We start from the raw sequence: 14,731 nt of genomic DNA on the forward strand, positions 1-14,731 counted from the left end.
GCCTTTCATCCATTTAGTCGGATGTATTTTGTTTGATTGGCACGACATTATCGGACGCACGGTGCAAGTCGTGAATTATCATTTCTAAATTGACCTGAAAAACTTGACGCCATTGGGCCAAGGAAGTGGCCTCTTTGCACGCTCTTGGATATAATATGGCGCGAGAGGAAGATATAACCCCCCCTTCATGGCCTTTTGGTCCCTTAATCAGCCCGGCTAATGCATTTCCAGCGGTAGCACCTTGCGCACCATAGCCTGGAACTAAAAATAGGGTTTTTGGTAAAACATGTCGGAGTTTTACCGCTTCTTCGGGCCAAGTTGCCCCACACACCACCATGAGAGAGGAATAATTTCCCTGCCCCATCATCTGCGCTTGCAATCCTACTAATGCCTCACCTACCCGCATCCACAAGGGTGCATGACCGCACATCAAATCTTGAAAATCAACCGCCCCCGGATTTGAGGTGCGCACCAAGATTGCTACACCTTTGTTATAAGCCATCGCCGTTGTCACAAAGGGCTCTAGGCTATCGAGGCCTAAATAAGGATTAATGGTCAAGCAGTCACAGGGAATTGCCGCATCCTGACCTAAAAAAGTCTTTGCATAGCCCTGAGCTGTCGAGCCAATATCACCACGCTTGGCGTCGATGATAACCAATAGTCCACGATCCCGGGCATAGCGGCTTAGTTGGGCAAGGAGAGCTATACCTTCACCACCCCATGGTTCAAACAACCCAATCTGGGGTTTTATGACAGCCACCTTGCTTATAACTTGTTCGATCACTTCTTGGCAAAAGGCCTCCAGCGTTGAAAGTGCACCAATGGGCCCGAAGAGATGAGGGATTTCATGTTCAAATGGATCAAGTCCAACGCAAAGGGGGGTGGCGAAGTGGCGTATTTGTTGAGTGAGGCGGTCGCTGAAACTCGTCATCTTATGTGTTTAAGCGAACTTGTCGATTCTGCCCAGATCACATCTGCCCAGAGCGCAGCACTACACATCCATGTTTAACTTGTTTGGGGCTCTCAAGGCTTGTTCATGCATTAAAAGCCACTGTTTTCGGGCAAGGCCGCCACCATATCCAGTTAATGTGCCGTTGGCCCCGATGACACGGTGACATGGGACAATGATGGCAATTGGGTTGGCGCCATTGGCTAGGCCAACCGCACGTACAGCTTTGGGTTTGCCGATTTGAGTAGCAAGGTCGCCATAAGTCAAGGTCGTGCCTGCCGGTATTGTGCGTAAGGCGCGCCATATTGTCTTTTGAAATTCCGTGCCCCCAGTGGCCGTTTCTAAATCCTCAATAGCTGTGATTTGCCCATTAAAATATGCGTCAAGCGCTTGGCGGATATGGATAGGTGCGGACCCTTTCACCATGTCCAGCTTAAATCTGTGATAGTGACTCTTATATTGGCGTGCCAAAAGCCGATCCATACGCTCTTGATGATCGACCCATTCAAACATACGAATCTTGCCGTCTTGGTCGGTGACGAGCATCATCTCACCCATTGGCGAAGGGATATGGTCTAAGAAAAGTTTCATGTGATCGCGTCCGCTGCTACATTTTATCCTAGGCTTATCTTCCAATCTGACTAAGCCTGCTAGCGGTTTTCGGACCTTTAGTGCCCATTTTGATACAAACACCACGTCCGAATTCCGCTAGACACAGGTGTAGAGCCATGTCAGGGGGTTCTATGTTCCTCGATCCAGATACCTGTTATCGTATTATTAGCGCACGCGATGCCCGTTATGATGGCCGTTTCTTCACGGCCGTGACCACAACTGGCATATATTGTCGACCGATTTGCCCGGCGCGGATTCCCGAACGGAACCATGTGAAATTCTACCCAAGCGCTTTTGCAGCGCAGGAACATGGGTTCAGACCATGCCTGCGCTGTAGGCCGGAAACTGCACCCGATACACCGGCTTGGCGCGGCACAGCCACGACGATTGGACGTGCCTTACGTCTGATTGAAGAGGGAGTTTTAGATACTGGCTCGGTTGAGGGTTTGGCCCATCGTTTGGGAATAGGTCAAAGACATTTGCGCCGCCTGTTCCTAAAGCATGTTGGCGCTAGCCCCAGTAGCGTCGCCCAGACCAGGCGGCTCTTTTTGGCCAAGCAATTGGTGCATGAAAGTACAATGTCGATTACAGACATTGCTTTAGCGTCAGGCTTTTCTTCCGTTAGGCGCTTTAATGAAGCCTTTCACGCTTTGTTTAGGCGACCGCCAAGCGCACTTCGCAGCGAACTTGGTCACAATGGCCTCATAAAACACCATGGTTCGATTGTTCTGAAACTACGTTATCGGCCGCCTTATGATTGGAATGCTATATCAGGCTTTATGGTCGATCGTCTTTATCTTGGCGTTGAGCGCTTTGAGGGGGGTGTGTATCGACGTAGCTTCGCTTTAGATGGGCAAATAGGAATTATCAGCGTTACTAAGGGTTTAGGGGATTGGCTTCAAGTTGAGATCAATTGTCAGGATCTTAAAGTTTTGCCATTATTGCTTGCGCGAATCCGTGCATGCTTCGACCTCGGAGCCGATCCAGAAGCCATTGATACGCATTTAAAGCAGGACTTAACACTAAGTCCCTTGGTTGAGGCAAGGCCGGGGTTGCGCGTTGCGGGGGCTTTTGAACCATTTGAAATTGGGGTGCGTGCAATTTTGGGCCAACAAGTCTCGGTCAAAGCCGCCATTGGTTTAGGTGCTCAATTGGTGGCAGTGTTAGGCGACAAATTATCTCGTGAGTTGCATTCTCAAAGTGGGCTTACCCATTTATTCCCGACTGCGACTTCCATTCTTGCGTCCGATCTGAGTTTTTTAGGTGTTCCTGCTTCTAGATTGATGTGCTTAAAAGAATTTTCCCAGGCCTATGTTGAGGACCCAACTCTTCTGACTGGTCCTCCAGATGCTGTGATTGGTAGATTGTTGGCGATCAAAGGCATTGGCCCATGGACGGCGGCCTATATTGGATTGCGGGCGTTAGGAGACCCTGATGCATTCCCATTCGGGGATGTTGCCCTTAAGCGCGGCCTTGAGGATTTGGGCATTTGCTTTTCTGATCTGAAAGCCCTGAACGCAAGAACAAACTCGTGGCGACCTTGGCGTGCCTATGCTGCTCAGCACATCTGGTCAAGTTTAGCTAGCTGACGCCAACGTTATGCAGCCATGACCTTTTCGACTTCTGCCACCAGTTCGCGCAAATGAAATGGTTTCGATAGGACTTTGGCTTTGGATGGGGCTTGGTTAGCTGCATTGAGGGCAACGGCTGCAAATCCTGTTATAAAGACGATTTTCATGTTGGGATCAACTTCGGCAGCACGTCGCGCCAGCTCAACGCCATCCACCCCTGGCATGACGATATCGGTCAATAATAGGTCAAAGCCCATGTTATTAAGTGCATATAAGGCTTGATCACCATCTGGATAATCCATGACGCTGTGGCCGGCTTTATGTAAGGCTGCTGCAAGGAATGTACGCAGGGAATCGTCGTCTTCAGCCAATAGGATTCGCGCCATAGTGGCATTACTCCATTATTTTGTTTGGTTCCCTATGCGCCAATATTGTGAAGGCGAGGTTGACGCACACGTGCATAGGATAAATTTGTGTGTTGTTTGTCAATGCCACAGCTAGCACTTCAACGCGTCCTGACCCCTCTGTTATTTGCTACCAATTGTGCTTAAGCTGCCCACATGTTTAGGAGGGCAGCATTTTAGCATATGATCGCGTCTCTCAGGTGGAGCCTTTTTCTGGCACCCCCATGCCTTTTCGTCTTTTATCCCCGCTTGTTGCTGAGGGGGGGCTGGTGGTGACTTGTCCCCATTCAGGCCGTTTTTACCCCAAGGATTTGCTCGATGCTGCATGTCTGGATCGCCTAGCCCTTCGGCGCTCAGAAGATGCATTTGTAGATGAATTGTTTTTGGATGCCCCTTTGGCTGGCGCTTATTGGTTAACTACGGATTATGCACGGGCCTTTGTGGATTTAAATCGCGATTGTGAAGAGCTTGATCCAGCGCTGGTGATTGATTTACCCCCTGAGAAATCGGGTTTCTCTTCGCCGCGGGTGGAAGCAGGCTTGGGCGTCATTCCAAGGACAGTAGGCGATGGTATTGCAATCTATGCCAAGTCTTTAACCTATCAGGAGATACAGGCCCGATTGTGTCAAGTTTATGTGCCTTGGTATGACGCGCTAGATGAACTTTTGGCGCGGATTATGGCCCAAGTGGGTCATTTCCTTTTACTCGATTGCCATTCTATGCCTTCTGCCGCTTCTGGGATCCCACGCTATGATATTGTCTTAGGCGACCGGTATGGTGTGTCATGTGACCCAATCTTCATCGAGGAAGCCGATCGCTTCCTCAGTGACCTTGGATTTAAAGTGGCGCGTAATTATCCCTTTGCTGGTGGTTATTCCATACATCGATATGGTCATCCTACCCTTATGCGGCATGCGCTTCAAATTGAGATCAATCGCTCTCTTTACATGGTTGAAGGTGCCCTGATCAAAAAATCTGTTTTTTCCGATTTACGGCGTATGTTTGGTGAGTTTGTGGGTCATTTATCTGCTTTCTCCCGACTATTAATACCGTGACACACCCGGTTGATCTTAAGTCTAGTGGAAAAGAAAAGGCCGGGCGTTGAAGCCCGGCCATAAGTTTTTTTGGGAGGAAACGCCCGAAAAGGGCATGAACGCCAAAGCGTTCAATGCTTTTTATTTTGCATCTGCGAGATAATCAAGCATTTTTGCATTTGGATCTTTAGAATTTAAGTCACATTTCTTCAAATGATCTGTAATCATTATTTTTTTCATTTTTGCATTGCAGCAATGCTGCAATAGATTGATTTGCATGCAAAGCACCTTCGGTCGTGTTACCTGCTCTTTTCTGCTTTGGATGTTTGCATTTCAATTTTGTGCCAATCCATGTTGCATTCTCATTTCGACGATAAGGGCGTTTGGACGCTTGATTTTCCTACGATAAAGCTTTTAGGGATGTTTCCCACCACCGTTTTAGTGTATGTGGTTAAGGAACACCAATGCCCAAACTTGCGCTCCTCCGTCATGGTCAATCACAATGGAACCTTGAAAATAGGTTCACAGGTTGGGTAGATGTGAACTTAACTGAGGAAGGTGAAGCCCAAGCGCGTTATGCAGGCACCCTCTTAAGATCGGCAAATGTTGATTTCTCTTATGCCTTTTCTTCCTTTCAGACCCGTGCCATTCGCACCCTGTGGCTGGCGCTTCAAGCCATGGATTGTTGTTGGCTTCCTGAAGAAAAGAGCTGGCGTTTGAATGAACGCCATTATGGGGCCCTCACAGGGCTTGATAAAGCCGAGACGATGGCAAAACATGGAGAAGAACAGGTTAGGATCTGGCGGCGGTCGTTTGATATCCCACCGCCTGCCCAGCTGATCTCCGATCCCCTTCACCCTAGCCATGATCGACGCTACCGAGATGTTTCACCCTGTCTGTTACCTGATGGTGAGAGCCTTGCCATGACATTGGACCGGGTCTTACCCTATTGGCAAGAGGCCATTGTCCCAAAATTGCGATCCGAACACGTGTTAATTTCTGCACATGGAAATTCGTTAAGGGCGATCATCAAGCATGTGTTTAACCTCTCTAGTAGCGATATCATGGACATTGAGGTCCCTACTGGAAATCCATTGCTCATTGAACTGGATAAGGAGTTGAAGCCAATTCGTGCAACTTATCTTGATCCTTCACGCGCGGTAACAGTCCCAGAATTGCGCTGATGTCTGATAGGTTGGCAACCAAGACTTGGTCGGCATTGGATGAGAGCTTCATGGGTCGCGCCTTTGAGCTCGCTCGCGACGGTCTTGGTAAAACGGCTCCAAATCCAAGTGTTGGTTGTGTAATTGTGCGCAATGGCATAGTGGTTGGAGAGGGGCGGACACAAGTATCCGGTCGGCCGCATGGTGAGGCAGTAGCCTTAGCTATAGCTGGAAATCAAGCCGATGGGTCTTTTGTGTATGTCACCATGGAACCTTGCGCACATGAAAGCAACCGTGGCCCTGCCTGCAGCGATGCCTTGATACAAGCAGGCGTCAAATCCGTAACTATCAGCGTTCTTGATCCCGATCCACGTACTACCGGTCAGGGGGTTAGGCGGTTGCGGCAGGCCGACATTGAGGTTCATGTTGGACTGTTTTCAGAGGCTGGGCAGACACAGATTGCAGGATTTGTGAAGCGGCTGCGAACTGGCTTGCCCTGGCTTCATGTTGGGCAAGATGATGGCACGTTTGATGCGGTTCTACACGATGGAATTACAGCCTCTTTGTCGCAAATGATCTTAGAACTTGGCCAAGAAGGCATGATGCGTGTTTGTATATCACCCGGTAGCTTTTTAGCAAAACAGGCGATGCTCTTAGGAATCGTTGATTCAATAGATAAGCCGTCAACGGCCAGTGGCGGTTAAACGGCGGCATAAATCATCTAATTGTTCCAAACTACGATAATGGATCGTCAACGCCCCACCAGCCCCATTTTTATGCGTCAGTCCGACTTCTAGACCCAAGGCAACCGATAAATCATGGGCTAAAGCCTTAGAATCAGCATCGGCTTGGCTTGTTGACCGCGTTGTCCGTCCCATCTTGGGATCTCGATTTGAAGCTAATTTTTCTGCGTCACGCACACTTAATCCCTGATCAATAATTAGGCGGGCTGCAACGAATGGATCGGGTGCCTGAATGATCGCACGCGCGTGGCCGGCACTGATTTCGCCGGTTTTGACTAGATTTTGAACTGATTCCGGAAGTGTCAGCAATCGGATTGTATTGGATACATGCGCTCGGCTTCGCCCGATCGCGTCGGCAATGGCTTGTTGGGTTCTTCCAAAGCGCTCCACCAATTGCTGAAAGGCCATAGCTTCTTCAATAGGATTAAGATCTGCTCGTTGCACATTTTCAACGATTGAGACTTCCAATGTCGTCAAATCATCAAAATTGCGTATCAGGGCAGGTACGCTATGCAAGCCTGCCAGTTGGGCAGCACGCCAGCGACGTTCCCCCGCTACGATTTCATATTTACCAGAGCCATTTTCCAAGGGTCGCAACAACAAGGGCTGTAAAATGCCGTGTTGTTTAAGTGATTCAGCCAGCGTTTGAAGCTCATCCTCATGAAACTGACGACGTGGTTGGCTTTTATTGCGGACGATCAGATCCAGACCAATCTCGCGAGTTCCAATATCGCCCCTTACCAACCCAGCGTGGCTCGTTTCAGCCTCCCCAATAAGAGCAGATAATCCGCGACCTAAGCCACGTGGTGTTCGGCTTTCGGCTTTAAGCGGCGCTTTAGGGGTCAGTTCTGCTTCTTCACTCATGCTGCTAACATTGCTCGCTCGCGTTGCAATATTTCACTAGCTAAGCGCATATAGGCTTGGCTGCCCGAACATTTATGGTCATACAGCAAGGCTGGCTTACCAAAAGATGGCGCTTCTGAAATGCGAACATTGCGCGGTATCACTGTGCTATAGACCTTTTCGCCTAGATGTGACCGAACATCTAGGGCCACCTGATCAGATAAATTATTGCGCTGGTCATACATCGTCAGAACAACGCCCTGGATTTCTAGAGTTGGATTAAGTGAACCTTTCACTAAGTCTACCGTCCGCATCAATTGCGATAATCCTTCTAAGGCGAAAAACTCACATTGTAAGGGCACCAGTACCGCATGTGCAGCTGTCATAGCGTTAATCGTGACCACATTCAGCGATGGCGGGCAATCAATCAAAATATAGCTATAAGCGATGCTGTTTCCACGTGAAACATCTTGTCGATGATGGATCAATGCTTCGCGCAGTCGAAACGCCCGATCAGCAGCTTGCGACAATTCCGTTTCAACCCCAGCAAGATCAACGCTGGCAGGAATTACGGCCAAATTTGGAATGAGTGTCGCGATGGCTGCTTCCCCAATTGTCGCTTCAGACATCATAACATCATAGGTAGTGATGCGACGGTCGGCTGCCCGCACACCAAGGCCAGTAGAGGCATTACCCTGTGCGTCTAAATCCATGATCAAAACGGCTTCGCCTACAGCCGCTAATGCAGTCGCGAGATTAATCGTCGTGGTTGTTTTGCCTACGCCGCCTTTTTGGTTAGCTATAGCAATAATACGTGTCGGTTTCATAGTTGGCATAAACCTAATTTAGAATGACAATTGAAAATCTTGACAACACATCCTCGGCTGTCGCTCAGTGATGGATAAATAATGGACTGAAATTGCCATCGTGTCGAGGCTTTTATGAGTTCAGCTTGAATGTCTTGTCCCTTTGGAAAGAGTGCATGACCTGATTGTGCCATCCATGGGACGGCATAGGTCATGAGTTGATCCAATGATGTGAAGGCCCTTGCGGTAACGACATCCAGTTTAATTGGTGCGACATCCTCAATTTTTGCTTGAATGATTTCAACTTTTACCTCCATCGCCCGAGCGGCCTCACGCAAAAAGGCACAGCGTTTCGTGTTAGCTTCAATTAAGAACAGGGTCGATTGAGGCCTGTTCTCTAGCAAAACGGCCAATACTAGGCCAGGAAAGCCAGCGCCTGAACCAAAATCAACCCATGATACGGCATTGGGTGGCGCAAGGGGAAGAATTTGCGCAGAATCGAGTATGTGGCGTGACCAGAAGTACGGCAGCGTTGAGGCACCGACCAGATTAATCCGAGGGGCCCATTTTTCAAGCAAGCTCTGATAGGCCCTAAATCGATCCAATGTTTCACGTGAAGCACCAATATGACTCACTAGCAGTTCTTGGGCTTGTAATTCATCTATTGTTCCAATGATCTGATTGTCAGGCAAGGGCACGAGATGGACTTCCACGGCGGACATGGGCAAGTAGGGCTGTCAGCGCACCCGCAGTTATCCCTTCTATACGGGCAGCTTGCCCCAAACTGGTTGGCCGGACCAATGTTAATCTTTCCCGAGCCTCGTTGGATAGCCCGCCAATAGTGCTGTAATCAAGATCTAACGGTAAAGCTAAATCCTCGTCGCGGCGAAATGCAATAATATCGGCTTCCTGTCGATCCAAATAGCCTGCATATAAAGCTTCGATCTCTAATTGCTCTAAAGCCTGAGGATGTAAATTTGCTAAATCGGCGAACAATGACTTCATCCGTTCAAGACCAATTTCAGGCAGTGCCATCAGTTCCAAAAGTGACCTTTTACGACCGTCTTGATTGACCATCAGGCCCATGCGACTAGCCTGAGTTGGAGTCAAATGGGTGCTGGTGGCATAGTGACGCGCCTGCTCTAAATATCGAAGCTTGGTTGCAAAAACATCTTGTCTTACCCTGCCGACTAAGCCCAGTTTGATACCAATGGGAGTCAGTCTTTGATCGGCATTATCGACGCGCAAACTCAAGCGATATTCTGCGCGGGAAGTAAACATACGATAGGGTTCAGTCACGCCGCGCGTAACAAGATCATCAATCATCACGCCAATATAGGCTTCATGACGGCCAAAACTGACAGACGATTGGCCGGCAACATAGCGCGCTGCATTCAATCCTGCCATCAGGCCTTGTGCTGCCGCTTCCTCATAGCCTGTTGTCCCGTTAATCTGCCCAGCTAAATAAAGTCCTGGCACGGTTAAGACAGACATATCCGAACCCAATGCACGGGGATCAACATAATCATATTCGATCGCATAAGCGAACTTATTAATGACCACTCTTTCAAGACCAGGAATCGTAGCAATAAAGGCGCGTTGTATGTGTTCGGGAAAAGATGTCGAAATGCCATTAGGATATATCGTCGGGTCGTTAAGACCTTCTGGTTCCAAAAAGATTTGATGCTTGTCCTTGTCGGCAAAGCGTACAATTTTATCTTCGATCGATGGGCAATAGCGCGGACCACGACCAGAAATCGCGCCGCCATAAACCGAAGAAAGATGCAAATGATCTTGAATAACCTGATGGGTTGCTTGCGTTGTACAAGTTATCCAGCACGGAACTTGCGGTAGTGTGATCGCACCGGTTAGAAAGGAAAACGGAATAGGTGGATCATCACCAGGCTGCGGATCACATGCTTTATAATCAATGGTACGACCATCGAGGCGTGCAGGCGTTCCAGTTTTTAGGCGGCCCATGGGTAAATTGAGGCGGTAAAGCGTGTTGGCGAGGCCAATGGAAGGGGCTTCGTCAATTCGTCCAGCGGGCCATGTCTTTTGACCCAAATGGATCATGCCGTTCAAAAAAGTTCCTGTGGTTAAAACAACCGCCCCGGACCTCAATTTAACACCATCAGCGAGTATGACACCAATGCACACACCTTGGTCGAGGATTAAATCCTCCACACTGGCCGCAAGAATAGTAAGATTATCTTGTTGAGTAAGGATTTTTTGTACCGCCCTACGATAAAGATCGCGATCGGCTTGTGCTCTTGGACCACGAACGGCAGGTCCCTTAGAGCGGTTGAGCATACGAAACTGTATGCCTGCCGCATCTGCGGCTTGGCCCATAATGCCATCTAAGGCATCGATTTCCCGGACAAGATGGCCCTTACCAAGACCACCAATTGCGGGATTACATGACATTTCACCAATGGTTTCAACTCTATGGGTAATCAGTAACGTGCTAGCCCCAAGACGAGCACTGGCAGAAGCCGCTTCGCAGCCTGCGTGGCCGCCACCAATGATGATGGTGTCAAAATGCTGATCCATAGTGGCCTCAATTAAATAAAGTGAAGCTTACATACTGAAATAAGGGGCAAGCGTCGACTCAACATGGCAGATGCGTTTCACGTGAAACATGCTAGATTATTTGCCAATGCAAAATTGGGCAAACAATCGGTCCAAAACATCTTCCACATCAACTTGACCAGCAATACGACCGAGAGCCCGCGCAGCAAGGCGTAAATCTTCAGCAATGAGTTCAGGTGAAGCGTGTGTAGCATCTGCAGCTCGGGCAAGGCATCCTATAGCTTCTTGAACCGCGTCTTGATGACGCAGCCGGGTTAAGGGGGCGGCTTGACTATGGGCGGTATCAAGGGCTGCGCGATCAGCTAACAGAATTTCTAAATGATTGATACCAATATCTTGGACACTGGAAATCACTAATTCCCCACGCTGAGCAGGACCCCATGCAATGCGATCGGCTTGACCCAGTAACCATAAATCATCGGGTTTCATCAATGAATTAAGTTCTAATCTATCCTCGTCGCAGGTAATCAAGGCTAAACGTAAGTCCACGTCTCCAGCTTGCATAGTCGCCCGTCTAACGCCTTCAGATTCGATGGCATCCTTCGTATCGCGAATTCCTGCTGTATCATAAACCAAAACAACCATACCATTGAGCACCAAGCGCACTTCAATTATATCACGGGTCGTACCTGCAATAGGTGCAACAATGGCTGCATCACGACCAGCTAACTTATTAAGGAGACTTGATTTACCGGAATTAGGTGGTCCGATAATGGCAACCCGATAACCAGTGCGCACCCGCTGTGCTCTTTTGGCATCATGGGCATAAGCTTGCAATTTGCATAGCAAATCCTGGATCCGCACCCGTGCGCGCGCATTTAGACCAGGCGGAAGATCTTCATCAGGAAAATCAATATCACCCTCAGCATCTACAAGGCAGTCTATAATGGCATCGCGCCAACGGGTGATTTCTTGCGCAAGTGCGCCCTCCATTTGGCGCAATGCTTGACGCCGCTGGTTCACAGTTTCGGCTTCAACCAAATCTGCTAACCCCTCAGCAGCACTTAAATCCATTTTCCCGTTCTCGAAGGCGCGTCTGGTAAACTCACCGGGATTGGCGAGGCGAACACCAGGTACTGCCAAGCAACAGGTTAAGGTATCGCGCACCACGGCCGGGCCGCCATGGACATGCAGCTCTAAAACATCTTCGCCCGTAAAACTCTTTGGTTTTGGAAAATAGAGCGTCAAAGCACGATCAATGGGAACACCATCGCCATCAATAATCGATACCAAGCTGGCGTGACGGGCGGAAGGTATTGCCCCAAATAGACGATGTGCGACTGCTATACATGCAGGTCCCGATAGACGAATAATCGCGACGCCTGCGGGCAGAGAGCCAGAAGCCAGTGCAATAATGGTCTCAGATTTCACGAAGGCTTATCGTTTGGAGACTGATCACTTGATGAGCCGTTTTTTGTCCCAACATCACCGGCGGCAACTTTAAAGGCCGCGCTGACAAGGGCACCCAAAGCATCGGTTGCCACGCCACCTAATCCGGTCCAAGTGCGCAACATCGGTTCAACATCGACAATGCTTGCTGTTTTATCGAGTTTATCCTTGGCCAAATTAACAAATGCGGCCTGTACCGAACTTAAATCAGGCAATCCCAATAGCTCACGTGCCTCACTCGGGGTTAAGTCAACTTCTAGTGAAACTTTCATGCCACTCTCCTGCAAAATTAGGGACTATAATACCCGCAAGACCATTGTAACTTAATAGCGATCATATCTGAAAATGATAAGGCATGCATATCTCTATTTTAGCTCCATTTCAAAACTATTATAACGGTATTGGGTGTGTTTAGGCTCAAGTTTCAAGTAAATTTCCTATCACCTTGTTTCCGTGTGACAATGGCAAGGGCCATTTCTGTGACATCGTAGGCCCAAATGGGCAAATTCAGACCAATCAAGCCAATGACGTAACTCCAAAGATCCATGAACTATTAGTTCTTTCGGAGAGAAACTATGATTATGAGGTGATGTGTGACCATAATGATAGGTCTGCCGGCCATTTTAGTAGGTTCGCGACCTGACAATATCTAGCGCATCAAGCCTTGCATGGATATCGCTGTGATATGATCAAAGGGATGCACCAAGCTTTCCGTAATTTACGACGATTCATGCTTCAGACAAGGCTATTGTATAAAGAACCGCCTCTTTGGTAACATTGCCAGACTAAGGCCCATATTGGCACATTTGGCGGATATCTGGGTAGGCCAAAAAGCTAGGTCGTAGCGAATCAGTCGGATATAGGTACCCGTGGCAGCTATTTTGGTGTTCTTATCTTCGGTTGGTAGGCCAATGCAGGCCCAAGACCAAGTCGTCGGCTGCTGTAAGAGGTTGAGAATATTTGATCGTCAAAGAAGTGGCGCAACAGAAGATCATTGCACAGCTCAACACGCTTCTGTTAGCATAATCCAGTGACATCTTAGGCTTGGACATGTGTTGCACACCAAATTAGCGGATGAAAATGGTGATGGGGCGAAGTTTGCAAACCAGCGAACCTACATTTAAAGTGAGTGACAAGCATAGGATGCAACAAATTGTCGTCTCAAAGCCCGGTGGCCCCGAAGCGCTAGAACTTCGAGAAGCACCCATCCCAGTACCCGGACCCGAAGAAATACTCATTAAACTGGCTGCCTGCGGTGTCAATTTTATTGATATATATCACCGGACAGGCATTTATCCTGTTTCTTATCCTTCTGCACTCGGGCTTGAAGGGGCCGGGACTGTGGTTAGAATTGGTGCGCGAGTTACCCGTTTTAAGGTAGGAGATCGTGCCGCTTTCTGTTTAGGGCCCCTTGGTGCCTATGCTGGCTATGTTGCTGTTGCCGAAACCAAGGCGGTTATTGTCCCTGCTTTCATCGATCTTGAGACAGCAGCAGCAATCCTGCTTAAAGGTCTAACAGCAGAATTTTTGGTTCGGCGTCTCAAGCCGCTCAAGAAAGGCGATACAGTGCTATTTCATGCAGCGGCTGGCGGTGTTGGTTTGATGGCCTGCACCTGGCTGGCCCATCTCGGGGTTAGAGTCATTGGAACCGTAGGCTCAGAAGTGAAAGCAGATCTTGCCCATCAACATGGCTGCGATGCCACAATTTTGTATCGAAAAAATGGGTTTGTTGATCAAGTTATGCGTCTAACCGATGGCAAGGGGTGTACAATTGTCTATGATTCCATTGGAGCAGATACGTTCATGGACACTCTGGCATGTTGCGAAACAAGGGGGTTGATAGTGAGCTTTGGCAACGCCTCAGGCCCACCACCAGCAATTTCACCATTGGAGCTTTCTAAACGTGGGTCTTTATTCCTAACGCGCCCCACTTTATTTGATTATGTTTCAACGAGACAAGAGTTAGATGAAGCTGCGAGTAGTTTGTTCAGTTTGGTACAAAGTGGAATCATCCGCCCCCTTATCGGTGCGAGGCGTAAACTCGTCGATGCTGCCAGCGCACATAAGGAATTAGAAAGTCGCAACACTGTCGGCTCAACAATTTTGATCCCCGAACCAAGTGAATAACTAGGCGCGCGTCCGGTTTGTAACAAACCAGACGCGCTCTGTTAGGTATTATTCTGGTAAGCTTGTCTTTAATCGGCAAGCAAGCGTATCAAATCAATCGCTTTTTGACGTTGCTTGGGGGATTTGATCTCCACGAAAGCGATCACCAGATCGGTTGCATCGGGATTTTGTGCGATCAAGCTTAAGATGGAGGATTGTGGCGGTTCGCTTCGCTCTGATTTTGGTGATTGGACAAATTGGGAGGTATCGACACCTTCATAGAAATATTCAGGCCCAACGCCAAGTACACAGGAAATTTGAAACAAGCGTGAAGCTGATATTCTATTCACGCCGCGCTCATATTTTTGAAGCTGCTGAAACGAGATACCAAGTGCCTGGGCTAATTGGTCTTGTGTCATATCAACAGCGTCACGTTGGCGACGCACCCGTTGCGCCACAAAATGGTCCAAATCATCGGCCTTTCGAGGGTTTAAGATTTCTTTTACTGACAACTCACTT

15 protein-coding genes are annotated in these 14,731 nt (G+C 48.6%); 5 read left to right on the forward strand and 10 right to left on the reverse strand.

Annotated features, from left to right (window positions below; all coding sequences use genetic code 11):
- Positions 1 to 13: 13 nt before the first annotated feature.
- On the reverse strand, positions 14 to 931 hold the full coding sequence (pyrF, locus tag PsB1_RS09205; RefSeq protein ID WP_284360634.1) for an orotidine-5'-phosphate decarboxylase: 918 nt from the start codon (positions 929 to 931) through the stop codon (positions 14 to 16).
- 60 nt (positions 932 to 991) lie between these two features.
- Complete coding sequence (locus tag PsB1_RS09210; protein WP_284360635.1) at positions 992 to 1,540, reverse strand: methylated-DNA--[protein]-cysteine S-methyltransferase; 549 nt, start codon at positions 1,538 to 1,540, stop codon at positions 992 to 994.
- 137 nt (positions 1,541 to 1,677) lie between these two features.
- Here PsB1_RS09210 and PsB1_RS09215 point away from each other — a divergent pair, with 137 nt between their 5' ends.
- On the forward strand, positions 1,678 to 3,150 hold the full coding sequence (locus tag PsB1_RS09215) for a DNA-3-methyladenine glycosylase 2 family protein (protein WP_284360636.1): 1,473 nt from the start codon (positions 1,678 to 1,680) through the stop codon (positions 3,148 to 3,150).
- An 8-nt stretch (positions 3,151 to 3,158) separates the two neighbouring features.
- On the opposite strand, the gene cpdR is transcribed toward PsB1_RS09215, so the two are convergent.
- Positions 3,159 to 3,518: a cell cycle two-component system response regulator CpdR gene (cpdR, locus tag PsB1_RS09220; protein WP_284360637.1), complete on the reverse strand. Its 360-nt coding sequence runs from the start codon at positions 3,516 to 3,518 to the stop codon at positions 3,159 to 3,161.
- 242 nt (positions 3,519 to 3,760) lie between these two features.
- Here cpdR and PsB1_RS09225 point away from each other — a divergent pair, with 242 nt between their 5' ends.
- The 3 genes from PsB1_RS09225 (at position 3,761) to ribD (ending at position 6,437) form a co-directional block, all read left to right on the forward strand.
- A complete protein-coding gene (locus PsB1_RS09225) occupies positions 3,761 to 4,591 on the forward strand; it encodes an N-formylglutamate amidohydrolase (protein WP_284360638.1) in 831 nt (276 codons plus the stop codon).
- 443 nt (positions 4,592 to 5,034) lie between these two features.
- Entirely contained in the window at positions 5,035 to 5,754 is a 720-nt protein-coding gene (gene gpmA / locus PsB1_RS09230) for a 2,3-diphosphoglycerate-dependent phosphoglycerate mutase (RefSeq protein ID WP_284360639.1), read from the forward strand.
- Positions 5,754 to 6,437 (forward strand): bifunctional diaminohydroxyphosphoribosylaminopyrimidine deaminase/5-amino-6-(5-phosphoribosylamino)uracil reductase RibD, encoded by a 684-nt coding sequence (gene ribD / locus PsB1_RS09235; RefSeq protein ID WP_284360640.1) that lies wholly within the window; start codon positions 5,754 to 5,756, stop codon positions 6,435 to 6,437. Before gpmA ends, ribD begins: the two co-directional genes overlap by 1 nt.
- Here the strand turns inward: ribD and PsB1_RS09240 are convergent.
- The 6 genes from PsB1_RS09240 to PsB1_RS09265 form a co-directional block, all read right to left on the reverse strand.
- Positions 6,417 to 7,340, reverse strand: coding sequence for a ParB/RepB/Spo0J family partition protein (locus PsB1_RS09240; protein ID WP_284360641.1), 924 nt, complete (start codon positions 7,338 to 7,340; stop codon positions 6,417 to 6,419). The genes ribD and PsB1_RS09240 overlap by 21 nt on opposite strands.
- Entirely contained in the window at positions 7,337 to 8,146 is an 810-nt protein-coding gene (locus tag PsB1_RS09245; protein WP_284360642.1) for a ParA family protein, read from the reverse strand. The genes PsB1_RS09240 and PsB1_RS09245 overlap by 4 nt, the downstream gene beginning before the upstream one ends.
- Entirely contained in the window at positions 8,143 to 8,823 is a 681-nt protein-coding gene (gene rsmG, locus PsB1_RS09250; RefSeq protein ID WP_284360643.1) for a 16S rRNA (guanine(527)-N(7))-methyltransferase RsmG, read from the reverse strand. The genes PsB1_RS09245 and rsmG overlap by 4 nt, the downstream gene beginning before the upstream one ends.
- Complete coding sequence (gene mnmG, locus PsB1_RS09255) at positions 8,810 to 10,678, reverse strand: tRNA uridine-5-carboxymethylaminomethyl(34) synthesis enzyme MnmG (protein WP_284360645.1); 1,869 nt, start codon at positions 10,676 to 10,678, stop codon at positions 8,810 to 8,812. Before mnmG ends, rsmG begins: the two co-directional genes overlap by 14 nt.
- Before the next feature lie 96 nt (positions 10,679 to 10,774).
- A complete protein-coding gene (gene mnmE, locus PsB1_RS09260; protein ID WP_284360646.1) occupies positions 10,775 to 12,088 on the reverse strand; it encodes a tRNA uridine-5-carboxymethylaminomethyl(34) synthesis GTPase MnmE in 1,314 nt (437 codons plus the stop codon).
- Entirely contained in the window at positions 12,085 to 12,378 is a 294-nt protein-coding gene (locus PsB1_RS09265) for a DUF6489 family protein (RefSeq protein ID WP_284360647.1), read from the reverse strand. The genes mnmE and PsB1_RS09265 overlap by 4 nt, the downstream gene beginning before the upstream one ends.
- Positions 12,379 to 13,249: 871 nt before the next feature.
- Here PsB1_RS09265 and PsB1_RS09270 point away from each other — a divergent pair.
- On the forward strand, positions 13,250 to 14,233 hold the full coding sequence (locus PsB1_RS09270; RefSeq protein ID WP_284360648.1) for a quinone oxidoreductase family protein: 984 nt from the start codon (positions 13,250 to 13,252) through the stop codon (positions 14,231 to 14,233).
- 68 nt (positions 14,234 to 14,301) lie between these two features.
- Here the strand turns inward: PsB1_RS09270 and PsB1_RS09275 are convergent, their stop codons facing one another.
- Entirely contained in the window at positions 14,302 to 14,724 is a 423-nt protein-coding gene (locus tag PsB1_RS09275; protein ID WP_284360649.1) for a helix-turn-helix domain-containing protein, read from the reverse strand.
- Positions 14,725 to 14,731: the final 7 nt, after the last annotated feature.

It is taken from the genome of Candidatus Phycosocius spiralis, assembly GCF_030158815.1.
GTDB classification, from domain to species: Bacteria; Pseudomonadota; Alphaproteobacteria; order Caulobacterales; family Aquidulcibacteraceae; genus Aquidulcibacter; species Aquidulcibacter spiralis.

What these genes read in the sequence shown, in the direction of transcription:
- mnmG (WP_284360645.1), bottom strand. Translation starts at nt 10,678, where the DNA reads ATGGATCAGCATTTTGACACCATCATCATTGGTGGCGGCCACGCAGGC.
- ribD (WP_284360640.1), top strand. Translation starts at nt 5,754, where the DNA reads ATGTCTGATAGGTTGGCAACCAAGACTTGGTCGGCATTGGATGAGAGC.
- PsB1_RS09210 (WP_284360635.1), bottom strand. Translation starts at nt 1,540, where the DNA reads ATGAAACTTTTCTTAGACCATATCCCTTCGCCAATGGGTGAGATGATG.
- PsB1_RS09240 (WP_284360641.1), bottom strand. Translation starts at nt 7,340, where the DNA reads ATGAGTGAAGAAGCAGAACTGACCCCTAAAGCGCCGCTTAAAGCCGAA.
- gpmA (WP_284360639.1), top strand. Translation starts at nt 5,035, where the DNA reads ATGCCCAAACTTGCGCTCCTCCGTCATGGTCAATCACAATGGAACCTT.
- pyrF (WP_284360634.1), bottom strand. Translation starts at nt 931, where the DNA reads ATGACGAGTTTCAGCGACCGCCTCACTCAACAAATACGCCACTTCGCC.
- PsB1_RS09215 (WP_284360636.1), top strand. Translation starts at nt 1,678, where the DNA reads ATGTCAGGGGGTTCTATGTTCCTCGATCCAGATACCTGTTATCGTATT.
- PsB1_RS09225 (WP_284360638.1), top strand. Translation starts at nt 3,761, where the DNA reads ATGCCTTTTCGTCTTTTATCCCCGCTTGTTGCTGAGGGGGGGCTGGTG.
- cpdR (WP_284360637.1), bottom strand. Translation starts at nt 3,518, where the DNA reads ATGGCGCGAATCCTATTGGCTGAAGACGACGATTCCCTGCGTACATTC.
- PsB1_RS09245 (WP_284360642.1), bottom strand. Translation starts at nt 8,146, where the DNA reads ATGAAACCGACACGTATTATTGCTATAGCTAACCAAAAAGGCGGCGTA.
- PsB1_RS09270 (WP_284360648.1), top strand. Translation starts at nt 13,250, where the DNA reads ATGCAACAAATTGTCGTCTCAAAGCCCGGTGGCCCCGAAGCGCTAGAA.
- PsB1_RS09265 (WP_284360647.1), bottom strand. Translation starts at nt 12,378, where the DNA reads ATGAAAGTTTCACTAGAAGTTGACTTAACCCCGAGTGAGGCACGTGAG.